Origin of the sequence: Pseudomonas sp. DG56-2, assembly GCF_004803755.1 — a bacterium.
Taxonomy (GTDB): domain Bacteria; phylum Pseudomonadota; class Gammaproteobacteria; order Pseudomonadales; family Pseudomonadaceae; genus Aquipseudomonas; species Aquipseudomonas auratipiscis.
Map to the genome: position 1 here is coordinate 1736123 of NZ_CP032311.1, position 21906 is coordinate 1758028.

Here is a 21906-nt window from a genome sequence, read left to right on the forward strand (position 1 = left end):
GCAGGGGCGGGCGAGCACTCGTTAAGCTGCGCTGTCGATGGTCACCCGTAAAGACACAGCTCGTTGAAGCAGTCGTTTTTGCAGATGCCCATCCGCGGAATTGGTAAATGTGACCAATGAGTCGCGTTTTGCGCCTGTTCTTATGGTTTTACCGTCTTCCTGCTACGGGTTGGCTATCGTTGATCCGTAGATGGCGGACGTGCGCGACGCTTCACTCAAAAACAAGCCCAGCGGAGTACCACAGATGGCGTTTTTCACCGCAGCCAGCAAAGCCGACTTCCAGCATCAACTGAAAGCGGCCCTGGCGCAGCACATCAGCGAACAGGCACTGCCACAAGTGGCGTTGTTCGCCGAACAGTTCTTCGGCATCATCTCTCTTGACGAACTCACCCAGCGTCGCATGTCGGACCTGGCCGGTTGCACCCTCTCTGCCTGGCGTATCATTGAGCGCTTCGACGCTGCCCAGCCGCAGGTTCACGTTTACAACCCTGACTACGAACGTCACGGTTGGCAGTCGACCCACACAGCGGTCGAAGTCCTGCACCATGACCTGCCTTTCTTGGTCGACTCGGTACGCACCGAGCTCAACCGTCGCGGCTATAGCATCCATACCCTGCAAACCACTGTCCTGAGCACCCGTCGCGGGGCCAAGGGCGAGCTGCTGGAAATTCTTCCCAAGGGCACTCACGGCGAAGGCGTCTCGCAAGAATCGCTGATGTACCTGGAAATCGACCGCTGCGCCAATGCCGCCGAACTCAATGTGTTGACTCGCGAGTTGGAACAGGTACTGGCCGAGGTGCGTGTCGCTGTAGCCGATTTCGAACCCATGAAGGCCAAGCTGCGTGATTTGCTGGCGCTGGTCGAGCAGACGGCCTACGCCCCGGCCCAGGCTGAGAAGGCCGAGGTCAAGGACTTCCTGGAGTGGCTGCTGGGCAATCACTTCACCTTCCTCGGATATGAAGAGTTCGTCGTCCGCGCTGACGCCCAGGGCGGTCAACTGGTTTATGACGAGCAGTCATTCCTGGGCCTGACCCGCTTGTTGCGCGCCGGTCTCACCGCTGAAGACCTGCGCATCGAAGATTACGCGGTCAACTACCTTAACGAACCGTTGCTGCTGTCTTTTGCCAAGGCTGCCTACCCAAGCCGCGTACACCGTCCGGCTTACCCCGACTACGTTTCGATCCGCCAACTGGACGCCGACGGCAAAGTCATCAAGGAATGCCGCTTCATGGGCCTGTACACCTCTTCGGTGTACGGCGAGAGCGTGCGTTCGATCCCGTATATCCGTGGCAAGGTGGCAGAAGTCGAGCGCCGCTCCGGTTTCGATCCCAAGGCTCACCTGGGCAAGGAGCTGGCTCAGGTGTTGGAGGTGTTGCCGCGCGACGATCTGTTCCAGACGCCGGTGGATGAGATGTTCACCACCGTGATGTCGATCGTGCAAATCCAGGAACGCAACAAGATTCGCGTGTTCCTGCGCAAGGATCCGTACGGCCGTTTCTGCTACTGCCTGGCCTACGTCCCGCGGGACATCTACTCCACCGAAGTGCGGCAGAAGATCCAGCAAGTATTGATGGATCGCTTGAAAGCCAGCGATTGCGAGTTCTGGACCTTCTTCTCGGAGTCGGTGCTGGCGCGGGTGCAACTGATCTTGCGCGTTGATCCGAAAAACCGTATCGACATCGACCCGCAGCAGTTGGAAAACGAAGTGATCCAAGCCTGCCGTTCGTGGCAGGACGACTATGCCAGCCTGACCGTCGAAAGCTTTGGTGAAGCCCAAGGCACCAACGTCCTGGCTGACTTCCCGAAAGGTTTCCCGGCCGGTTATCGCGAGCGTTTCGCTGCGCATTCGGCTGTGGTCGACATGCAGCACCTGCTGAACCTGTCCGAGCGCAAACCGCTGGTGATGAGCTTCTACCAGCCCCTGACCCAGCTCGGTGAGCGCCAGTTGCACTGCAAGCTGTACCACGCCGATACGCCGCTGGCGCTGTCGGACGTGCTGCCGATCCTGGAAAACCTCGGCTTGCGCGTGCTTGGCGAGTTCCCGTATCACCTGCGCCATGCCAATGGTCGCGAGTTCTGGATTCACGATTTTGCCTTCACCTACAGCGAAGGCCTGGATCTGGATATTCAGCAGCTCAATGACACCCTGCAGGACGCCTTTGTCCATATTGTCCAAGGTGATGCCGAAAACGATGCCTTCAACCGCCTGGTGCTGACGGCCGGCCTGCCATGGCGCGATGTGGCACTTCTGCGTGCTTATGCCCGCTACCTCAAGCAGATCCGCCTGGGCTTTGACCTCGGGTACATCGCCAGCACCCTGAACAACCACACCGACATCGCGCGCGAGTTGACTCGGCTGTTCAAGACCCGCTTCTACCTGGCCCGCAAGCTGAGTGGCGACGACCTCGACGACAAGCAACAACGTCTGGAACAGGCCATTCTGTCGGCACTGGATGATGTGCAGGTGCTCAACGAAGACCGCATCCTGCGTCGCTACCTGGACCTGATCAAAGCCACCTTGCGTACCAACTTCTACCAGACGGACGCCCAGGGCCAGAACAAGTCGTACTTCAGCTTCAAATTCAACCCCAAACTGATTCCGGAACTGCCCAAGCCGGTACCCAAGTTCGAAATTTTTGTCTACTCGCCACGGGTGGAAGGTGTGCACCTGCGTTTTGGCAACGTGGCCCGTGGTGGTCTGCGCTGGTCGGACCGAGAGGAAGACTTCCGCACCGAAGTGCTGGGGCTGGTAAAAGCCCAGCAGGTGAAGAACTCGGTCATCGTACCGGTCGGCGCCAAAGGTGGCTTCCTGCCACGTCGTCTGCCACTGGGTGGCAGTCGCGACGACATTCAGGCTGAAGGTATCGCCTGCTACCGGATCTTCATTTCCGGCTTGCTGGATATCACTGACAACCTCAAGGACGGCGCACTGATTCCGCCGGTCAACGTTGTACGTCACGACGATGACGATCCTTACCTGGTAGTGGCTGCCGACAAAGGCACCGCGACCTTCTCCGATATCGCCAACGGCATTGCCATCGATTACGGCTTCTGGCTTGGCGATGCATTCGCCTCCGGTGGTTCTGCAGGTTACGACCACAAGAAAATGGGTATCACCGCCCGTGGTGCCTGGGTAGGCGTGCAGCGCCACTTCCGTGAGCGCGGTATTAACGTCCAGGAAGATCCGATCACTGTGGTAGGTGTCGGCGACATGGCCGGTGACGTGTTCGGCAACGGCTTGCTGATGTCCGAGAAGCTGCAGTTGGTGGCCGCCTTCAACCACCTGCACATCTTTATCGACCCGAACCCTGAGCCGGCCAGCAGCTTTGCCGAGCGCAAACGTCTGTTCGATCTGCCGCGTTCAGCCTGGAGCGACTACGACACCAGCATCATGTCCGAAGGTGGCGGGATCTTCCCGCGTAGTGCGAAAAGCATTGCGATCACCCCGCAAATGAAAGAGCGTTTCGCCATCGAGGCCGACAAACTGACCCCGACCGAGCTGCTCAATGCCTTGCTCAAGGCACCGGTAGACCTGCTCTGGAACGGCGGTATCGGTACCTACGTCAAGTCCAGTGAAGAAAGCCACGCCGACGTCGGCGACAAGGCCAACGACGCCCTGCGGGTCGATGGCAACGAGCTGCGCTGCAAGGTAGTGGGCGAGGGCGGCAACCTGGGCATGACTCAATTGGGTCGTGTCGAGTTCGGTCTCAATGGTGGCGCCACCAACACCGACTTCATCGACAACGCCGGTGGTGTGGACTGCTCCGACCACGAGGTCAATATCAAGATTCTGCTCAACGAGGTTGTGCAGGCCGGCGATATGACCGAGAAGCAGCGTAACCAGTTGCTCGGCAGTATGACCGACGAAGTGGCGGGTCTGGTGCTGGGTAACAACTACAAGCAGACGCAGGCGTTGTCCCTGGCTGCTCGTCGTGCCCGTGAGCGCATTGCCGAATACAAGCGCCTGATGGCTGATCTGGAAAGTCGTGGCAAGCTGGATCGTGCCATCGAGTTCCTGCCAACCGAGGAGCAACTGGCTGAGCGTCTGGCGGCCAATCAGGGCCTGACCCGTGCCGAGCTGTCGGTACTGATCTCCTACAGCAAGATCGACCTCAAGGAAGCGCTGCTCAAATCCTTGGTGCCGGATGACGATTATCTGACTCGCGACATGGAAACCGCGTTCCCGCCGTCGCTGGTGAGCAAATTCGCCGAGGCGATGCGTCGTCATCGTCTCAAGCGTGAAATCGTCAGCACCCAGATCGCCAACGATCTGGTCAACAACATGGGCATCACCTTCGTTCAGCGTCTGAAAGAGTCCACCGGCATGAGCCCGGCGAATGTCGCGGGTGCGTACGTGATTGTGCGGGATATCTTCCACCTGCCGCATTGGTTCCGTCAGATCGAGGCGCTGGACTATCAAGTGCCTGCTGAAATCCAGTTGACCCTGATGGACGAACTGATGCGTCTTGGGCGTCGGGCCACCCGTTGGTTCCTGCGTAGCCGTCGCAACGAGCAGGACGCTGGGCGCGACGTAGCACACTTTGGGCCGAAAATCGCAGCCTTGGGTCTTAAGCTCGATGAGTTGCTCGAAGGGCCGACCCGTGAGCGTTGGATGACCCGTTACCAGGGCTTCGTCGATGCGGGTGTGCCGGAGTTGCTGGCGCGGATGGTTGCCGGTACAACGCACCTGTACACGTTGCTGCCGATTATCGAGGCATCCGATGTTACCGGTCAGGATCCGGTTGAAGTGGCCAAGGCGTTCTTTGCGGTTGGCAGTGCGCTGGATCTGACCTGGTACTTGCAGGAAATCAGTAACCTGGCGGTGGAGAACAACTGGCAGGCCCTGGCTCGCGAGGCGTTCCGCGATGATATCGACCTGCAGCAGCGGGCGATCACCATTTCGGTATTGCAGATGGCTGATGCTCCGGAAGATATGGATGCCCGGGTCAATCTGTGGCTGGATCAGCACCGTGTGATGGTCAATCGCTGGCGTGCCATGCTTGACGAGTTGCGGGCTGCCACGGGGACTGATTACGCCATGTACGCGGTGGCGAACCGCGAACTGGTGGATCTGGCCATGAGCGGGCAGGCGGCGGTAGTGCCTTCCTGACGTTGCGCTGAAATGAAGAAGCCCCGGCATTTGTCGGGGCTTTTTTTGTTTGATGGTTTTGCGATTTGTTTGGGGGTGGCTCCAGTAGCGCCACGGCATCAAATGGATATGCCCATCGCCACGTGTGCCACCCTTACTTGAACCGCCGCTCCACACCTTTCTCGACCAGAATCTTCGCCGCAATCTCTTCAACCGAAAAATGCGTAGAGTTGATGTTCGGAATGTTTTCGCGGCGGAACAGATTCTCCACCTCACGCACCTCGAACTCGCACTGGGCGAAGCTGGCATAGCGACTGTTAGGTTTGCGCTCATGACGAATGGCGGTCAACCGGTCCGGGTCGATGGTCAGGCCGAACAGTTTGTGCTGATGGTTTTTCAAGGCCTGGGGCAGTTGCAGGCGCTCCATGTCGTCCTCGGTCAACGGATAGTTGGCCGCACGGATGCCAAATTGCATGGCCATGTACAGGCAAGTCGGCGTTTTGCCGCAGCGCGAAACCCCTACCAGGATCAAGTCCGCCTTGTCGTAGTAATGCGTTCGGGCGCCATCGTCGTTGTCCAGCGCGAAGTTGACCGCCTCGATACGCTCCATGTAGTTGGAGTTGCCGCCAATGGAGTGCGACTTGCCCACCGAGTAGGAAGAATGCGCTGTCAACTCCTGCTCCAGCGGGGCCAGGAAGGTCGAGAAGATATCGATCATGAAGCCATTTGAGGTCGCCAGGACCTCACGGATATCCTGATTGACGATCGTGTCGAAGATGATCGGCCGAACACCATCCTTTTCTGCGGCGCTGTTGATTTGTTGTACCATCACCCGCGCTTTTTCCACGCTGTCGATGTACGGGCGTGTGAATTTATTGAACGGAATGGTATCGAATTGCGCGAGAAGACTTTGTCCCAGCGTCTCGGCAGTAATGCCGGTGCCATCGGAGATAAAGAAAGCAGATCGTTTCATTTGCGCCTTGGGCCTTAAGCTGATGACAATTCTTGGATATGATAGGTTCGGTTTACCGAACATCGCGTTCGGCATTCTCACTTATTTTCCAGGTCCAGGCCACAAGCGCCCAGTCAAGCCAGAGTAGGCAGGCGGGCGACCTGAGCTTTTCCAACACAGTTAGTGGAGAGATCACCTTGGTAGAGTACGTAGTTTCCCTCGATAAGCTCGGCGTCCATGATGTGGAGCACGTGGGGGGCAAGAACGCATCCCTCGGCGAGATGATCAGTAACCTCGCGGGCGCCGGTGTATCGGTCCCCGGCGGCTTTGCCACTACGGCTCAGGCGTACCGTGATTTTCTCGAGCAGAGTGGGCTCAATGCACAGATTCACGCCGCGCTCGATGCGCTGGACGTCGATGACGTCAACGCCCTGGCCAGAACCGGTGCCCAGATCCGCCAGTGGATCATGGAAGCCGAGTTTCCCGAGCGTCTGAACGAAGAAATTCGCAGCGCGTTTGCCCAGATGTCCCAGGGCAACCCGAACATGGCTGTGGCCGTACGTTCCTCGGCTACCGCCGAAGACTTGCCAGACGCCTCGTTCGCCGGCCAACAGGAAACGTTCCTGAACATCCGAGGCGTCGAGAACGTCATCCGCGCTGCCAAGGAAGTATTTGCTTCTCTGTTCAACGACCGCGCCATTTCCTACCGTGTTCACCAGGGCTTCGATCACAAGCTGGTAGCGCTGTCGGCGGGTGTGCAGCGCATGGTGCGTTCGGAAACCGGAACTGCCGGGGTCATGTTCACCCTCGACACCGAGTCGGGCTTCCGTGACGTGGTCTTCATCACTGGCGCCTACGGCTTGGGCGAAACCGTGGTGCAAGGCGCGGTAAACCCGGACGAATTCTACGTCCACAAGGGCACGCTGGAGGCTGGCCGTCCCGCTATCCTGCGCCGTAACCTGGGCAGCAAGGCCATCAAGATGGTCTATGGCGAAGAAGCCAAGGCTGGCCGCTCGGTCAAGACCGTTGATGTCGACAAGGCCGACCGTACCCGTTTCTGCCTGAGCGACGCTGAAGTCAGCGAACTGGCCAAGCAGGCGATGATCATCGAGAAACATTACCAGTGCCCAATGGACATCGAGTGGGCCAAAGACGGTGATGACGGCAAGCTGTACATCGTTCAGGCGCGTCCTGAAACCGTGAAGAGCCGCGCCCAAGCCAACGTCATGGAGCGCTATCTGCTCAAGGAAACCGGCACAGTGCTGGTTGAAGGTCGTGCCATTGGCCAGCGTATCGGCGCCGGCAAGGTCCGTATCATCAAGGACGTCTCGGAGATGGATAAGGTCCAGCCAGGCGACGTGCTGGTCTCGGACATGACTGACCCGGACTGGGAGCCGGTAATGAAGCGCGCCAGCGCCATCGTTACCAACCGTGGCGGCCGTACCTGCCACGCTGCGATCATTGCCCGTGAACTGGGTATTCCGGCTGTAGTGGGTTGTGGTAATGCCACCCAACTGCTGCAGGAAGGCCAGGGCGTGACCGTATCCTGCGCCGAAGGCGACACCGGTTTCATCTTCGAGGGCGAACTGGGCTTCGACGTTCGCAAGAACTCGGTCGATGCCATGCCTGATCTGCCCTTCAAGATCATGATGAACGTCGGCAACCCGGACCGCGCGTTCGATTTTGCCCAGTTGCCTAACGCCGGTGTCGGCCTGGCGCGCCTGGAGTTCATCATCAACCGCATGATCGGCGTGCACCCCAAGGCGCTGCTGAACTACGCCGGCCTGCCGCCAGAATTGAAGGAAAGCGTCGACAAGCGCATTGCCGGCTACAACGATCCAGTTGGCTTCTATGTCGAGAAACTCGTCGAGGGCATCAGCACCCTGGCTGCAGCGTTCTGGCCGAAGAAGGTCATCGTGCGTCTGTCGGACTTCAAGTCCAACGAATACGCCAACCTGATCGGCGGTAAACTCTACGAGCCGGAAGAAGAAAACCCGATGCTGGGCTTCCGTGGTGCCTCGCGCTACATCAGCGAAACCTTCCGTGACTGCTTCGAACTCGAGTGCCGTGCACTCAAGCGCGTGCGCAACGAAATGGGCCTGACCAACGTCGAGATCATGGTGCCGTTCGTGCGTACCCTGGGCGAAGCCAGCCAAGTCGTCGACTTGCTTGCTGAAAATGGCCTGGCCCGTGGCGACAACGGCTTGCGCGTGATCATGATGTGCGAGCTGCCGTCCAATGCCATTCTCGCCGAAGAGTTCCTTGAGTACTTCGACGGCTTCTCCATCGGCTCCAACGACCTGACTCAGCTGACCCTGGGCCTGGACCGTGACTCAGGCATCATCGCTCACCTGTTCGACGAGCGTAATCCTGCGGTGAAGAAGCTGCTGGCCAACGCCATTCAAGCCTGTAACAAGGCGGGCAAGTACATTGGTATTTGCGGCCAGGGCCCATCCGACCATCCGGATCTGGCCAAGTGGCTGATGGAACAGGGCATCGAGAGCGTTTCGCTCAACCCGGACTCGGTACTTGAGACCTGGTTCTTCCTGGCTGAAGGTCAGGCAGCGAACTGATGTGCTGAACCGGAACCTTCACCTGGCCGGAGGTCGGTGAAGGTTTCGACCGTATTCCAGGGCGTGTTCCAGTGATGGTTCCCGCCCTTTTTCGTGCAAGAAACCTATGCAAAGCAGCAGTACTCTTTTTCCCGTGGCCTTGCTAAGTGCCGAGCGACGGGGTGATCTGAGCGAAGACGTCTACCGGATCAAGGCCGGTAACAGCCCCGATCGCACCGTTGAACTGGCGGTCACCCGTCTTGGACTGTCGGATCAGCCCGAAGTACGTGGTGTGCCAGTCATTCTGCTGCATGGCAGTTTTTCCAACCGACGATTTTGGTATTCGCCGCGAGGCATCGGCCTAGGCGCCTATTTGGCGCGCGCCGGTTTCGATGTCTGGATTCCGGAAATGCGCGGTCATGGCCTGTCGCTGCGCAATCGCAACTATCGCCATAATCGCGTCGCCGACTATGCCCACTATGACTTGCCAGCAATCGCTGCCTTTGTCAGTGAGCAGTGCGGTCGTGCTGCGCACTGGGTCGGCCATTCATTGGGTGGCACTACTCTGGCCGCTGCTCTGGGTGGCAAGTATCTGGGGGCCGAGCAAGTGGCGAGTGCCGCGTTTTTTGGCACGCAGGTCAGCCGTACCTACTGGCCGTTGAAATTTCCGCCAGTGGAGTGGGGCGGGCGTCTGCTGCTCAAGCGCTTTGCGCAAATTTCCGGTTCAAGGCTCAAGCGCGGGCCGGAGGACGAGCCTATTGGTCTAGCGCTGGAAAGCATGCGCTGGTTTGGCCTGTTCGGACGCTTTGGCGAAAAAGACAATGACTGGTGGGCCGGCCTTGCCGAGATAGACGTGCCTGCGCTGGTTGTCGCCGCTGCCGGTGATTATCAGGACCCGGTGTGGGCGTGCCGCAAGTTGTTCGAGCAGTTGGGTTGCGAACACAAGCAGTTTGTCCGTCTGGGGCGTGAGGAAGGCTTCGACAATTTTGGTCACGTCGATATGCTGGTCAGCAAGCCGGCCCAGGTGCAAGTCTGGCCGCTGGTTCAGCGCTGGCTGCACAATCCGCTATCGCCCGTGCTCGAAGAAGGCGTACCAAGCGTTTCGCCTGCGCCTGGTTATCGTTAAGATGACTAAAGCCGCATCGCTGCACCTCGTCTCATCAATGACACTGTGACATCTATATCCATTGTCTTGGCAACCGACAGGAGTTACCCATGCATTACCTAACGCCCGATTTGTGCGACGCCTACCCGGAACTGGTACAGGTGCTGGAGCCGATGTTCAGCAACTTCGGTGGTCGTGACTCCTTTGGTGGACAAATCGTTACCATCAAATGCTTCGAGGACAACTCTCTGGTCAAAGAGCAGGTTGACCATGATGGCAAGGGCAAGGTGCTGGTCGTAGACGGCGGTGGATCGCTGCGTCGGGCGCTGCTGGGCGACATGCTCGCGGAAAAGGCGGCAAAGAACGGCTGGGAAGGTTTGGTGATCTACGGTTGCATTCGTGACGTGGATGTCATCGCCCAGACCGATGTCGGCGTGCAGGCCCTGGCCAGCCATCCAATGAAAACCGACAAGCGCGGCATTGGTGACCTCAATGTCGTAGTGAGCTTTGCGGGGGTGACGTTCCGTCCGGGCGAGTACATCTACGCTGACAACAATGGCGTTATCGTGTCGCCAAGCCCGTTGAAAATGCCGGAATAAACGCTGGAACCGCTAAGTGGAGCAGTAATGTTCGAGGAAGAAAACGCGCAATGGGGGCTGGTTCATGCCCTGGTGCTCGATGGCAAGGGCGGTGCGCGTTCGATAGCTCGAACCGAACTCAACGACCTGCAGTTGCAGCCTGAGCAGAGCCTTTGGCTGCACTGGGACCGTAGTCATCCGCAAACCCGTACCTGGCTGCGGCATGACAGCGGGGTGAGCGAGTTTGCCTGCGATTTGCTCCTCGAAGAAAACACCCGCCCGCGGCTGCTGGCCCTGCCCGAGGAACAGATGTTGTTGTTTCTGCGCGGCGTCAATCTCAATCCGGGGGCGGAGCCAGAAGACATGGTCTCCGTGCGTATTTTCGCCCAGGCGCAACGCGTGATCTCGCTGCGCCTGCGGCCTCTGCGCGCCAGTGACGAGGTGTTGCAGCAACTGGCAGACGGCCGCGGGCCGAAAACCGCTTCCGAACTGTTGTTGAGCATGGCGCAGTTGTTGACGGAGAAGGTCCAGGCGTTGGTCAGCGACTTGTCTGAAGTGGTCGATCTGGAAGAAGAGAAGCTCGAAGCCGACGCCCGTTATGCCCCAGAGCAGGGTTCCTTGCAGCAGATTCGCCGTCGCGCTGCGGGTCTGCGGCGCTTTCTCGCACCGCAGCGCGAGTTGTATGCGCAGCTTGCGCGCAACAAGTGGAGCTGGTTCGCTGAAGACGACGCCGATTACTGGAACGAGTTGAACAACAGTTTGATTCGCTACCTTGAAGAGCTGGAACTGACTCGCGAACGTGCAGCGCTGGTGCTGGAAAGTGAAGACCGTCGTCGTGCCGAACGAATGAACCGAACCATGTACCGGTTCGGCATCATCACCTGCATTTTCCTGCCCATGAGTTTCGTCACCGGCCTGCTGGGCATCAACGTCGGGGGTATTCCGGGGTCGCAGAGCCCGTATGGTTTCCTCTTTGCCAGCCTGCTGGTACTGGGTCTCGCGCTAGGGCAATGGTGGCTGTTCCGCCGCCTGCGCTGGGTGTGAGTCGATGAATTTGGTGAACATCCAGTCACAAACTGCCCGCAGCGTTCATGTGACCCATGCGCAAGCGTCCTCGTCTTTGACTGATATTGCGCGAGGTGCCCATGCACGATCCGTTTGAAGAATCCCTGCGAGACCTGCTCAAGGCTTCACCGTCCGGTAATGACCGCGACGACGATGCCTGCCTTGGCCGCGTCCTCAAAACCGCCAACCGCCAGGTAGGCGCGGGTGATCTGTTCAGTTTGCTTGGCCGTTGGAGCCAGGCACTGATGATCGCCGTCAACAATGGTTCGGCGCATGTTGCGCCGGTCCGCCGGAATGCTACTGCTCGTAAAGCTGATAAGGCCGACTGAATATGGAACTTAATCTCTGGACCCAGAGCTTGCTCGCCGCGATGACCGCGTTGTGGACCAAAGTGGCGAACTTCATCCCTAATCTGTTTGGTGCTCTGGTTGTAGTGCTGCTGGGTTTCGTCGTGGCCAAGCTGCTCGACACCTTGCTGTCCAAACTGTTGGCCAAGTTGGGCCTGGATCGCCTGATGGGCGGCACCGGTTTGACCAAAATGCTTGAGCGGGTTGGCATCCAGGTGCCGATTTCGACCTTGATCGGCAAAATCGTCTACTGGTTCGTGCTGTTGATCTTCCTTGTCTCGGCCGCGGAGTCCCTGGGCCTTGAGCGAGTTTCGGCAACACTGGACATGCTGGCTTTGTACCTGCCGAAAGTGTTCGGCGCAGCGTTGGTGCTGCTGGCAGGCGTACTGTTGGCACAACTGGTCAATGGCTTGGTGCGCGGTGCCGCAGAAGGTATTGGTCTGGATTACGCCGCAGGTGTTGGGCGTATCGCCCAGGGCCTGGTCATTATCATCAGTATTTCAGTGGCAATCAGCCAGCTCGAGGTCAAAACCGACCTGCTTAACCACGTAATTGTCATTGGATTGATTACCGTTGGTCTGGCCGTTGCGCTGGCAATGGGCCTTGGCAGTCGCGAAATTGCCGGACAGATTCTGGCCGGAATCTATGTGCGAGAGCTTTACCAGGTGGGCCAACACGTGCAGGTTGGAGAGGTCGAAGGGCAAATCGAGGAGATCGGCACGGTCAAGACGACCCTGCTGACCGATGACGGCGAGCTGATTTCGTTGTCCAACCGGATTCTCCTGGAACAGCGGGTCAATAGCCGCTAACCGGGCAAATCCTGCTAATGTATGCCGCCGCGAAATTACCCCAGGCAGGGGTAAGCGGCGACATTGACCTGACTGTCGGCCAGATTCGTTTTGAATAAAGTTCACTCGCTGCCCATGCGTTACGACCCCCGCGAGCTCACTGATGAGGAGTTGGTGGCGCGTTCGCATGAGGAGCTTTTCCATGTTACTCGCGCGTATGAGGAACTCATGCGGCGCTATCAGCGAACTCTTTTTAACGTGTGTGCACGTTATTTGGGGAACGATAGGGATGCTGACGATGTCTGTCAGGAGGTGATGCTCAAGGTGCTCTATGGCCTGAAGAACTTCGAGGGTAAATCGAAGTTCAAGACATGGCTCTACAGCATCACCTATAACGAATGCATCACCCAGTATCGAAAGGAGCGGCGCAAGCGTCGTCTGATGGATGCCTTGAGTCTTGATCCACTTGAGGAGGCCTCGGAAGAGAAAGCGCCAAAGCCCGAAGAGAAGGGTGGGTTAGATAAGTGGCTAGTGCATGTGAATCCAATTGACCGTGAAATTCTGGTGCTACGATTTGTCGCAGAGCTGGAATTTCAAGAGATCGCCGATATCATGCATATGGGCCTTAGCGCAACGAAAATGCGGTACAAGCGTGCGCTAGACAAGCTACGTGAGAAATTTGCGGGTCTTGCTGAAACTTAGTGGCGCGCAAATATCTCTAACGTACCGGCAAGTTCTGCTAGACTTGTCGTCGAGTTGTCCCCCGGATTGTGGTGGGACTGCTTAACTATCACCAGATGGGGATTTAACGGATGAAATTGAAAAACACCTTGGGCTTGGCCATTGGTTCTCTTGTAGCCGTCACTTCGCTCGGCGCTCTGGCACAAGGCCAAGGCGCGGTTGAAATCGAAGGTAACGTTACCAAGCAGTACTACGATAGCGAGCGCAATTTCAAAAACGACGGCACCAACCCTGGTGTTCGTCTCGGTTACTTCCTGACCGACGACCTGTCCCTGGACCTGGGCTACAACGAGACTCACAACGTTCGTGGTGAAGTCTTCAACAAAGACATCAAAGGTTCCAAGGCCAAGCTCGACGCTACCTACCACCTGGGTACCGTAGGTGACGCAGTGCGTCCGTACGTTTCCGCTGGTTTCGCGCACGAGAGCCTGGGTCAGGCTACCAACAACGGTCGCGACCACTCTACCTTCGCCAACCTGGGCGCCGGTGCCAAGTGGTACATCACTGATATGTTCTTCGCCCGTGCTGGCGTTGAAGCTCAGTACAACATCGACAACGGCAACACCGAGTGGGCACCGACCGTAGGTCTGGGTCTGAACTTCGGTGGTAGCGGCGGTAAAGTTGCTCCAGCACCTGCTCCAGTTGCTGAAGTATGCTCCGACAGCGACAACGACGGCGTTTGCGACAACGTTGACAAGTGCCCTGACACCCCAGCCAACGTTACCGTTGACGCTGACGGCTGCCCGGCTGTTGCCGAAGTCGTACGTGTTGAGCTGGACGTCAAGTTCGACTTCGACAAGTCGGTTGTGAAGCAAAACAGCTACGGCGATATCAAAAACCTGGCTGACTTCATGAAGCAGTACCCACAGACCACCACCACTGTTGAAGGTCACACTGACTCCGTCGGTCCTGACGCTTACAACCAGAAGCTGTCTGAGCGTCGTGCTAACGCCGTTAAGCAGGTTCTGACCAACGAATACGGCGTAGAATCGAGCCGTGTTGAGTCGGTTGGCTACGGTGAAACCCGTCCGGTTGCTGACAACGCAACCGACGCTGGTCGCGCTGTTAACCGTCGCGTAGAAGCACAAGTAGAAGCCCAAGCCAAGTAATTGGTAAGCGCTTCACAGAAAAGCCCGGCCTAGGCCGGGCTTTTCTTTGCCTGCGATTCAGGCCGGAATCTGTAACAGCGCGCTGCTGGATGCGGCTTGGCCGGCTACGTCGCCGATAACCAGGATGGCCGGGCTGCGCAGTTTGAACTGTGCGGCGTCTTCGCACAGTTGCATGAGCGTGCTGCGTTGCTCGCGTTGCTGCGGCAGCGATGCGTTCTCGATCATTGCAACGGCTGTCTCGCCTGCAAGACCGCCGGCCAACAGGCCCTGGCGGACCTCCTCGAGCTTGCTGACGCCCATGTACACCACCAGGGTGGTGCCGCCCTGAGCCAGTGCCTTCCAATTAAGCGGACTGTCATCTTGAGTGTGCGCAGTCACCAGGGTTACACCACGGCTCACACCGCGCAGGGTCAGGGAAATTCCGCACTGGGTTGCTCCAGCAAGGCCGGCTGTAATGCCATTGATCAGTTCAGCTTCGATGCCGTGGGCATGCAACCAGGCCGCCTCCTCACCGCCACGGCCAAAGATGCAAGGATCACCGCCCTTGAGCCGCGCCACGCAGCGACCCTGGCGTGCGTATCGCAGCATCAGGCGTTGAATGAAATCCTGAGGGGTGGAGCGACAACCGCCGCGTTTGCCAACGGCAATGACCCGCGCCTTGGGGCAATGTTCGAGGATCAACGGATTGACCAGGTCGTCAATCAGTACCACGTCGGCTTCGCTCAAGGCGCGAACCGCCTTCAGGGTTAACAGCTCCGGGTCACCAGGGCCCGCACCAATCAGCCAGACTTTTGCTTCCATCAGGGTTTCCTCATCGGCAAGGGGCGCTTTCAGCCTTTTAGCAGGCAGATCAGCAATATCAGGTTGAGCAGCAGCGAAAACAGGGCCAGGCCGCGCCAGACCTTCAGTGGTTCGCGCTCAAGCAGCGGTCGTGGGCGTACGCTCAAGTGTTGGCGTTCGCCTTGTTCGAGCAGCAACAACCACTGCTCGGCAGTCTCGAAACGTTGTTGCGGGTCGGCTGCCAGCGCTTGGTTCAAGTTGTGCTCCAGCCATTCGGGCAAATCTGGGCGATAGCGGGCAGCACTGGTTGGCTGAGCAAAGCGCGGGCGTTGGAATGCTTCGATTTCTCCATAGGGGTAGTGACCCGTGAGCAGGTAGAACAGGGTTACGCCGACGCTGTAGAGGTCTTGCTGTGGATTGGGTGGCTCGGCGTCGAAGGCCTCCGGGGCGATAAACGATGGGGTGCCAGGCAGCTCGTGGGCACGGTCTTCGGAAAGGCCAGGGCAGAAGGCCAGGCCAAAATCCAGCAAGCGCAGTTGACCGTCGTCGCCGATATGCAGGTTCTCCGGCTTGATATCTCTGTGCAGGATGTTGCGTCGGTGCAGCAGGCCCACTGCCTGGAGCAGTTGCTGGGCCAATGTTTGCCATTGGGCAAGGGGCAGGGGGCCTGCGTGATTGAAAAGTTGAGCCAGGGTTTGCCCAGGGTATTCACGCATCAGGTAGTACAGGTGCTGGCGTTGGCTGGCAGGGTGTACTTCAGGGACGTAACGCCCGGCCACCCGGCGTAGAAACCATTCCTCAAGCAGCAGGCTTTGCAAGGCACCGGGTTCGTCCTTGCGATGCGCAGGCAAGGTTTTCAATAGCCACGCTTCTTGCTGCTTGTCGCGCACCCGGTACAGCAGGGACTGACGGCTTTCACCGAGCACTTGCTCGATCGTCCAGCCATCGATCGATTGGCCGCTGCGCAAAGCCGTTGGTAACGGCCATTGTTGCAACTGCGCCAACGAATCGCCGAGCGTGACCGCGCCCAATTGGTCGACGCGCACCAGCAACGCGCTGGCGTTGTCCTGGCTGCCGCTGAGGTGCGCCGAGGTGACCAGGGTCTGGGCGGCGTCTTGCAGATCGAGCTGTTCGCGCAACACGGCCCTGATCTGTGACTCGCTGAGGCTGGCCCACACGCCGTCGCTGAGCAGAACGAAGCACTCACCCACCTGCAGCTCGCCCTCCAGGTAGTCGACCTGCAAGTGCTGATCGAGGCCCATTGCACGTTTGAGTACATGCTGCATACCCGGTTGATCCCAGACGTGATCCTCGCTGATGCGGTGCAACTGGCCGGCAGCCCAGCGATAGATCCGGCAGTCGCCGACATGGGCCAGGGTGAACCTTCGACCCCTGAGCACCAGGGCGCTGAGGGTGGTCAGCAACGGCTGGCCAGCGCCATTGGCCCGCAGCCAGCGATTCTGCGCCAGCAGCAGGCGATCTAGCGCCTGGGCGACACCCCAGGTCGGTGGCGTGGCGTAATAGTCCAGGGCCAGTGCCTGCAGGCTTGCGCGCGCTGCCAAGCCACCATCGGCACATTGGCTGACACCGTCGGCCAGGGCAAACAGATACCCTTTGCTGGCTGCCAGCTCCGGATTCGGTGTGACCAGGCGCAGGGCATCCTGGTTCTCATCCCGAGGTCCGGTAGCGCTGGCTTGGGCGAAGCTCAATTGCAGGCTCATGGCAACGGCTCAGACCCGTGCCGCAGTGACTGCGGCCGAGCCCCAGGTGGTACGCCAGCGTTGCTTGACACCATGCAGGCCGAACCAGGCCAGTACCCCGAGGCTGGCGAACAGCCAAAGCCCCAGCTGGTAGTCGCCGCTGTGCTGTTTGATCGCACCCAGGCCGGCAGCCAGCACGAAGCCGCCAATACCGCCGGCCATGCCGATCAGGCCGGTCATTACCCCTATTTCCTGACGAAAACGTTGAGGTACCAGTTGGAACACCGCGCCATTGCCCGCGCCAAGACCGAGCATGGCGCTGACGAACAACGCCAGTGCTGCGACCGAGCTGGGCAGGTTGAAGCCTACTGCGGCGATGCACACAGCTGCCACGGAGTACATCGCCAGCAGGGTGCGGATGCCGCCAAAGCGATCGGCCAGGGCGCCGCCCAATGGACGCATGAGGCTGCCGGCAAATACACAGGCAGCGGTGTAATAGCCGGCAGTGACTGGGCTCAGGCCATATTGGTCGTTGAAGTATCCAGGCAGTGCGCTGGCCAGGCCGATGAAACCGCCAAAGGTGACACTGTAGAAAAACATGAACCACCAACTGTCACGGTCACCTAGGGCTTTTAGGTAATCGTTCATGGCTTTAGGCTTGGGCCGTTGTGGGGCGTTGCGTGCCAGCAGCGCAAACAGCACCAGGGTCATGACCAGCGGAATCACGGCAAAGCCGAAGACGTTATTCCAGCCGAAGCTGGCTGCCAGCACTGGCGCCAACAGGGCCGCGAACACCGTGCCGGAGTTGCCAGCACCGGCAATACCCATGGCTTTGCCTTGGTGTTGGGCTGGGTACCATTGCGAAGCCAGCGGCAGGGAGACCGCGAAGGAGGCGCCAGCGACGCCAAGAAATACGCCGAGCAACAAAGCCTGTTCGTAGCTATCGATCCCCAGCTTCCAGGCGCAGAACAGGGCGACGATGACGATGACCTGGCCAATCAGGCCAGCGGTCTTTGGCGACAGTCGATCGACCAGGATGCCCATGACAAAGCGCAGGATCGCACCTGCCAGGATCGGGGTGGCGACCATCAGGCCGCGCTGCTGTGTGGTCAATTGCAGATCGGTGGCTATTTGCACTGCCATGGGGCCGAGCAGGTACCAGACCATGAAGCTGAGGTCGAAGTATAAAAAGGCGGCGAACAGTGTGGGGATATGCCCGGACTTCCAGAAACTTGTATTCATCGAACACCTCGTTGAACGTTGCACTGCAGGTCGCGCCCTCAGCGGGCAGAAACGAAAAAGACGTCGCCTCCCGACCCGCTGCTGCGAGGGGGATGCGACGTCTTTGTCGTGGAGGGGCAACCGCCGTTGGCTACCTTTGTGTTTGATTCAGCAAAAACTGGGCCAGCGTGTTGCGTGTTGCGTGTTGCGTGTTGCGTGCTGTGGTCGGTGGGGGGCTAGCCCGACCCAGCCCAGGGCTCAGCCAAGCAAATCGCTCATTGCGATAATTTGTTCAGCGACCTGAATCAACTTCTGCTGCTTGCTCATGGCCTGGCGGCGCATCAGGGTGTAGGCCTGCTCTTCGTTGCAGTCCTTCATCTTCATTAACAAACCCTTGGCCAATTCGATGCGTTTGCGCTCGGCCAACTGCTGGTCACGTGCCTGTAACTGCGCTTTGAGCGCCTGGTCGCTCTCGAATCGAGCCATCGCGACATCCAGGATCGGCTGCAGGCGGGACGCATGAATACCTTCGACGATATAGGCGCTGACGCCCGCCTGGATCGCCTGGCGCATCACATTCGGGTCATGCTCGTCGGTGAACAGGACGATAGGCCGGGGAAGGTCCCTGCTGACTATGATCACTTGCTCCATGACGTCACGCCCCGGTGATTCAGTATCGATCAGCACGACATCGGGTCGCACCGTTTCGACGCGTGCTGGCAAATCGATGGTCAGGCCGGACTCTTCAATGACCTCGAAACCTGCTTCAACCAAGGCAGTCTTCAAGCGTCCAACTTTTTTCGCTGTATCGTCGATCAATAGGATTCGCAGCATAGTGGCGTCCCCTTGTCAGCGATGGGCGAGGGCGTCAGGCTTTTCAGCCAGCGCGTGAAGAGAAAAGCTGCGGGCATAGCCTGCCGGGTCGCTGCCATCCCAATAGGTACCGTCGTTGAACTGGCTGCGACGCATATTCTGTTCACTGCAAGGCACGCCAATGGCGGTGGCCGCATCGCGGTACAGCGCCAACTGTTGCACTTGGCCAGCTACGGCAAGGTAATCGGGGTCTTCGCGCAACAGTCCCCAGCGACGGAACTGAGTCATGAACCACATGCCGTCGGACAAGTACGGCAAGTTGGCTCGGCCCTGATCGTACAGGCGCAAGGCATGGGGATCATGCCAGCGATTGCCGAGGCCGTCGTGATAGTTACCGAGCATGCGTGGCTCGATGGCCTGTACAGGCGTGTTCAAGTAGGCCGCATCGCTGAGCAATTGCGCTGCGCTGCGGCGATTCTGCGGACTCTGCTCGATGAAACGGCTGGCGGCCAGAATTGACTTGATCAGCGCCCTGGCAGTGTTGGGGTGCCGCTCGACGAACGCGCGCGTGCAGCCCAGCACTTTCTCCGGGTGATTCGGCCAGATCGATTGGCTGGTAGCCAAGGTGAAGCCCTGGCCTTGCTCAACGGCGTCTGCTGACCACGGTTCGCCGACACAAAAACCGTCGATGCGCCCGGCGCGCAGGTGAGCAAGCATCTGTGCCGGTGGTACCACCACACTGTTGACGTCAGACAAAGGGTGGATACCCTGGCTGGCGAGCCAGTAATACAGCCACATGGCGTGAGTGCCAGTGGGAAATGTCTGGGCAAAGGTAAGTTTTGTTCTGCTTTGGTGCACAAAACGCTCCAGCGCCTCTGGACGGGTCACGCCCTGGCGCTGCAGCTCTGCCGACAGATTGATGCCCTGGGCGTTCTGATTCAGTCCCATCAGCACCGCCATGTCCGTAGCGCTGGTACCGCCGATGCCCAGGTGAACGGCGTAGATCAGCCCATAAAGGCTGTGGGCTGCATCCAGTTCGCCACTGACCAACTTGTCGCGTAATCCGGCCCAGGAGCTTTGGCGCTTGAGGTTCAGGCTCAGGCCATAAGGTTGGGCGAAGCCTTGGGTCGCCGCAACCACCACTGATGCGCAGTCGCTCAGGGCCATGAAACCGATGTTAAGGCTGTGCTTTTCCGGCGCATCGCTGCCATTGACCCAAGCCAGAGGAGTTGTGGGGATTTCGTTATTCACAGTGTCACGCCTGTATCGAAGGTCAGGCCGTGCCGCTTTCGTGGCCGGTGCGTAAGGTCAATAAAGCAACGCATATGCCAAGGCTGCGCTGTCCCCCGGGCGACGCCACCTATATAATCGCCCCCTCACTCACGTCGAGCTAAGCCCGCCCATGTATACCCTGGCCCGCCAGCTGTTGTTCAAGCTCTCTCCGGAGACTTCCCATGACCTGTCCCTGGACCTGATCGGCGCCGGTGGCCGCCTGGGCCTGAACGGGCTGCTGACCAAAGCCCCGGCTTCATTGCCGGTTACCGTCATGGGACTGGAGTTCGCCAACCCGGTGGGGTTGGCAGCAGGCCTGGACAAGAACGGTGCGGCCATCGATGGTTTTGCCCAGCTGGGTTTCGGTTTTGTCGAGATCGGCACCGTCACTCCCCGTCCCCAGCCCGGCAACCCCAAGCCACGACTGTTTCGCTTGCCGCAAGCCGAGGCGATCATCAATCGCATGGGGTTCAATAACCTTGGCGTCGACCATTTGCTCAATCGCGTGCAAGCTGCGAAGTATCGCGGTGTGTTGGGTATCAACATCGGCAAGAACTTCGATACCCCCGTCGAGCGCGCGGTGGACGACTACCTGATCTGCTTGGACAAGGTCTACGATCACGCCAGTTACATCACCGTCAACGTCAGTTCACCGAACACACCGGGATTGCGCAGCCTGCAGTTCGGCGATTCGCTCAAGCAGTTGCTAGAGGCGCTGGCCCAGCGCCGTGAGCAACTGGCCGGTGAACGTGGCAAGCGTGTGCCGCTGGCAATCAAGATTGCGCCAGACATGAGCGACGAAGAGACCGCACAGGTGGCAGCAGCACTGCTCGAGTCGGGAATGGATGCGGTAATCGCCACCAACACCACGCTCGGTCGCGAGGGTGTCGAAGGCCTTCCTTACGGTGACGAGGCGGGTGGCCTGTCGGGTGCGCCGGTGCTGGAAAAGAGCACGCATATCGTCAAAGTGCTTTCTGCTGAACTGGGTGGCAAGCTACCGATCATCGCGGCGGGCGGGATTACCGAGGGCAAGCACGCGGCGCAGAAAATCGCTGCCGGTGCCAGCCTGGTACAAATCTATTCAGGGTTTATCTACAAGGGACCGGCATTGATTCGCGAAGCGGTGGATGCAATCGCTGCCTTGCCGCGCTAGGTCGCAGGCATAAAAAGGGCCCCATGAAGGGGCCCCTGGGCCTCAGCCCGCCGCCCGGATGGGGCGCGCATGGTGAATGAATTCAGTTCCTCGTTTAGCCAACGGCGTGAAGTTCGTTGAGTCTATGAATACCCGCAGTGCCGGTCATACCGTCCCAATTGTCGCCGCGTCCTTCGCGCCAGCCATTGATCCATGCCTGGCGTACAGACGGTAGAGTAAAGGGGCAAAGCTCGCGGGATTTGCCGGTGACCCCATATTGGTAGCCACGTGAAAATGCTCTTTCCAACGGATCACGCTTAAGTCTTCTCATAGGGTGTTGCCCTCACTTGTTGACTGTAATGTCGCGTCGGCCTCTAGGAGGCCGGGCAGAATCGTTCTGCCGGTTTTGCGCTCGCTGCCGGCGTCGCGAGCGAAGGTGTTGCCCCGTTGCGGTGACAACCTGAGATGAGTTCTAACCAATGCGCGACACAGTGTGAATGATCGTTTTGTCATAAGGACGTAACCTTTCATAGGGTGAAAGGATAAGTAAATAAATGCATCAAAGCGGGATTCAACGTAAAGCCCGCTATGATCAGGGTTTGATAAGAATTGAAGTCACTTGGCCATGGCTGCGTGATAATTTGTAACAAGGCAGTCAATAC

General features: G+C 58.8%; 17 protein-coding genes. 10 read left to right on the forward strand and 7 right to left on the reverse strand.

Going from position 1 to position 21906, the window contains the following annotated elements:
• The first annotated feature begins 244 nt into the window (after window positions 1–244).
• On the forward strand, window positions 245–5110 hold the full coding sequence (locus D3Z90_RS08140; RefSeq protein ID WP_136475251.1) for an NAD-glutamate dehydrogenase: 4866 nt from the start codon (window positions 245–247) through the stop codon (window positions 5108–5110).
• A 133-nt stretch (window positions 5111–5243) separates the two neighbouring features.
• Here D3Z90_RS08140 and D3Z90_RS08145 read toward each other — a convergent pair whose 3' ends face one another.
• Window positions 5244–6062 carry a pyruvate, water dikinase regulatory protein gene (locus D3Z90_RS08145; protein WP_136475252.1) on the reverse strand — a complete coding sequence of 273 codons (819 nt, stop codon included), beginning with the start codon at window positions 6060–6062 and terminating at the stop codon, window positions 5244–5246.
• Window positions 6063–6238: 176 nt separating this feature from the next.
• On the opposite strand from D3Z90_RS08145, the gene ppsA reads away from it, so the two are divergent.
• From ppsA to D3Z90_RS08185, 8 genes are all read left to right on the forward strand, one after another.
• A complete protein-coding gene (ppsA, locus tag D3Z90_RS08150) occupies window positions 6239–8614 on the forward strand; it encodes a phosphoenolpyruvate synthase (RefSeq protein WP_136475253.1) in 2376 nt (791 codons plus the stop codon).
• Between the two features lie 106 nt (window positions 8615–8720).
• Window positions 8721–9719 (forward strand): alpha/beta fold hydrolase, encoded by a 999-nt coding sequence (locus tag D3Z90_RS08155; RefSeq protein ID WP_136475254.1) that lies wholly within the window; start codon window positions 8721–8723, stop codon window positions 9717–9719.
• Between the two features lie 89 nt (window positions 9720–9808).
• Window positions 9809–10297 carry a ribonuclease E activity regulator RraA gene (gene rraA, locus D3Z90_RS08160; protein ID WP_136475255.1) on the forward strand — a complete coding sequence of 163 codons (489 nt, stop codon included), beginning with the start codon at window positions 9809–9811 and terminating at the stop codon, window positions 10295–10297.
• A 27-nt stretch (window positions 10298–10324) separates the two neighbouring features.
• Window positions 10325–11320, forward strand: a complete 996-nt coding sequence (locus D3Z90_RS08165; protein ID WP_136475256.1) for a zinc transporter ZntB — start codon at window positions 10325–10327, stop codon at window positions 11318–11320.
• 95 nt (window positions 11321–11415) lie between these two features.
• The gene (locus D3Z90_RS08170) at window positions 11416–11670 is read left to right on the forward strand and encodes a CrfX protein (protein WP_371922260.1); all 255 of its coding nucleotides are present in this window, start codon (window positions 11416–11418) and stop codon (window positions 11668–11670) included.
• A gap of 2 nt (window positions 11671–11672) precedes the next feature.
• Window positions 11673–12497 carry a mechanosensitive ion channel domain-containing protein gene (locus D3Z90_RS08175; RefSeq protein WP_136475258.1) on the forward strand — a complete coding sequence of 275 codons (825 nt, stop codon included), beginning with the start codon at window positions 11673–11675 and terminating at the stop codon, window positions 12495–12497.
• Between the two features lie 114 nt (window positions 12498–12611).
• Entirely contained in the window at window positions 12612–13178 is a 567-nt protein-coding gene (gene sigX, locus D3Z90_RS08180) for an RNA polymerase sigma factor SigX (protein WP_036990388.1), read from the forward strand.
• Window positions 13179–13288: 110 nt separating this feature from the next.
• Window positions 13289–14326 (forward strand): OmpA family protein, encoded by a 1038-nt coding sequence (locus tag D3Z90_RS08185; RefSeq protein WP_136475259.1) that lies wholly within the window; start codon window positions 13289–13291, stop codon window positions 14324–14326.
• Window positions 14327–14383: 57 nt separating this feature from the next.
• Here the strand turns inward: D3Z90_RS08185 and cobA are convergent, their stop codons facing one another.
• The 5 genes from cobA to D3Z90_RS08210 all read right to left on the reverse strand — a co-directional run bounded on the left by cobA (window position 14384) and on the right by D3Z90_RS08210 (window position 20091).
• Window positions 14384–15127, reverse strand: coding sequence for a uroporphyrinogen-III C-methyltransferase (gene cobA, locus D3Z90_RS08190; RefSeq protein ID WP_136475260.1), 744 nt, complete (start codon window positions 15125–15127; stop codon window positions 14384–14386).
• A gap of 29 nt (window positions 15128–15156) precedes the next feature.
• Window positions 15157–16827 carry a bifunctional protein-serine/threonine kinase/phosphatase gene (locus D3Z90_RS08195; RefSeq protein ID WP_136475261.1) on the reverse strand — a complete coding sequence of 557 codons (1671 nt, stop codon included), beginning with the start codon at window positions 16825–16827 and terminating at the stop codon, window positions 15157–15159.
• A gap of 9 nt (window positions 16828–16836) precedes the next feature.
• Window positions 16837–18048 (reverse strand): NarK/NasA family nitrate transporter, encoded by a 1212-nt coding sequence (locus tag D3Z90_RS08200; protein ID WP_136475262.1) that lies wholly within the window; start codon window positions 18046–18048, stop codon window positions 16837–16839.
• Window positions 18049–18285: 237 nt separating this feature from the next.
• Window positions 18286–18861: an ANTAR domain-containing response regulator gene (locus tag D3Z90_RS08205; RefSeq protein ID WP_136475263.1), complete on the reverse strand. Its 576-nt coding sequence runs from the start codon at window positions 18859–18861 to the stop codon at window positions 18286–18288.
• Between the two features lie 15 nt (window positions 18862–18876).
• Complete coding sequence (locus tag D3Z90_RS08210) at window positions 18877–20091, reverse strand: CmpA/NrtA family ABC transporter substrate-binding protein (RefSeq protein ID WP_136475264.1); 1215 nt, start codon at window positions 20089–20091, stop codon at window positions 18877–18879.
• A gap of 151 nt (window positions 20092–20242) precedes the next feature.
• Here D3Z90_RS08210 and D3Z90_RS08215 point away from each other — a divergent pair, with 151 nt between their 5' ends.
• Entirely contained in the window at window positions 20243–21265 is a 1023-nt protein-coding gene (locus tag D3Z90_RS08215; RefSeq protein ID WP_136475265.1) for a quinone-dependent dihydroorotate dehydrogenase, read from the forward strand.
• Window positions 21266–21359: 94 nt separating this feature from the next.
• On the opposite strand, the gene rmf is transcribed toward D3Z90_RS08215, so the two are convergent.
• Window positions 21360–21575: a ribosome modulation factor gene (gene rmf / locus D3Z90_RS08220; protein WP_010223328.1), complete on the reverse strand. Its 216-nt coding sequence runs from the start codon at window positions 21573–21575 to the stop codon at window positions 21360–21362.
• Between the last annotated feature and the right edge of the window lie 331 nt (window positions 21576–21906).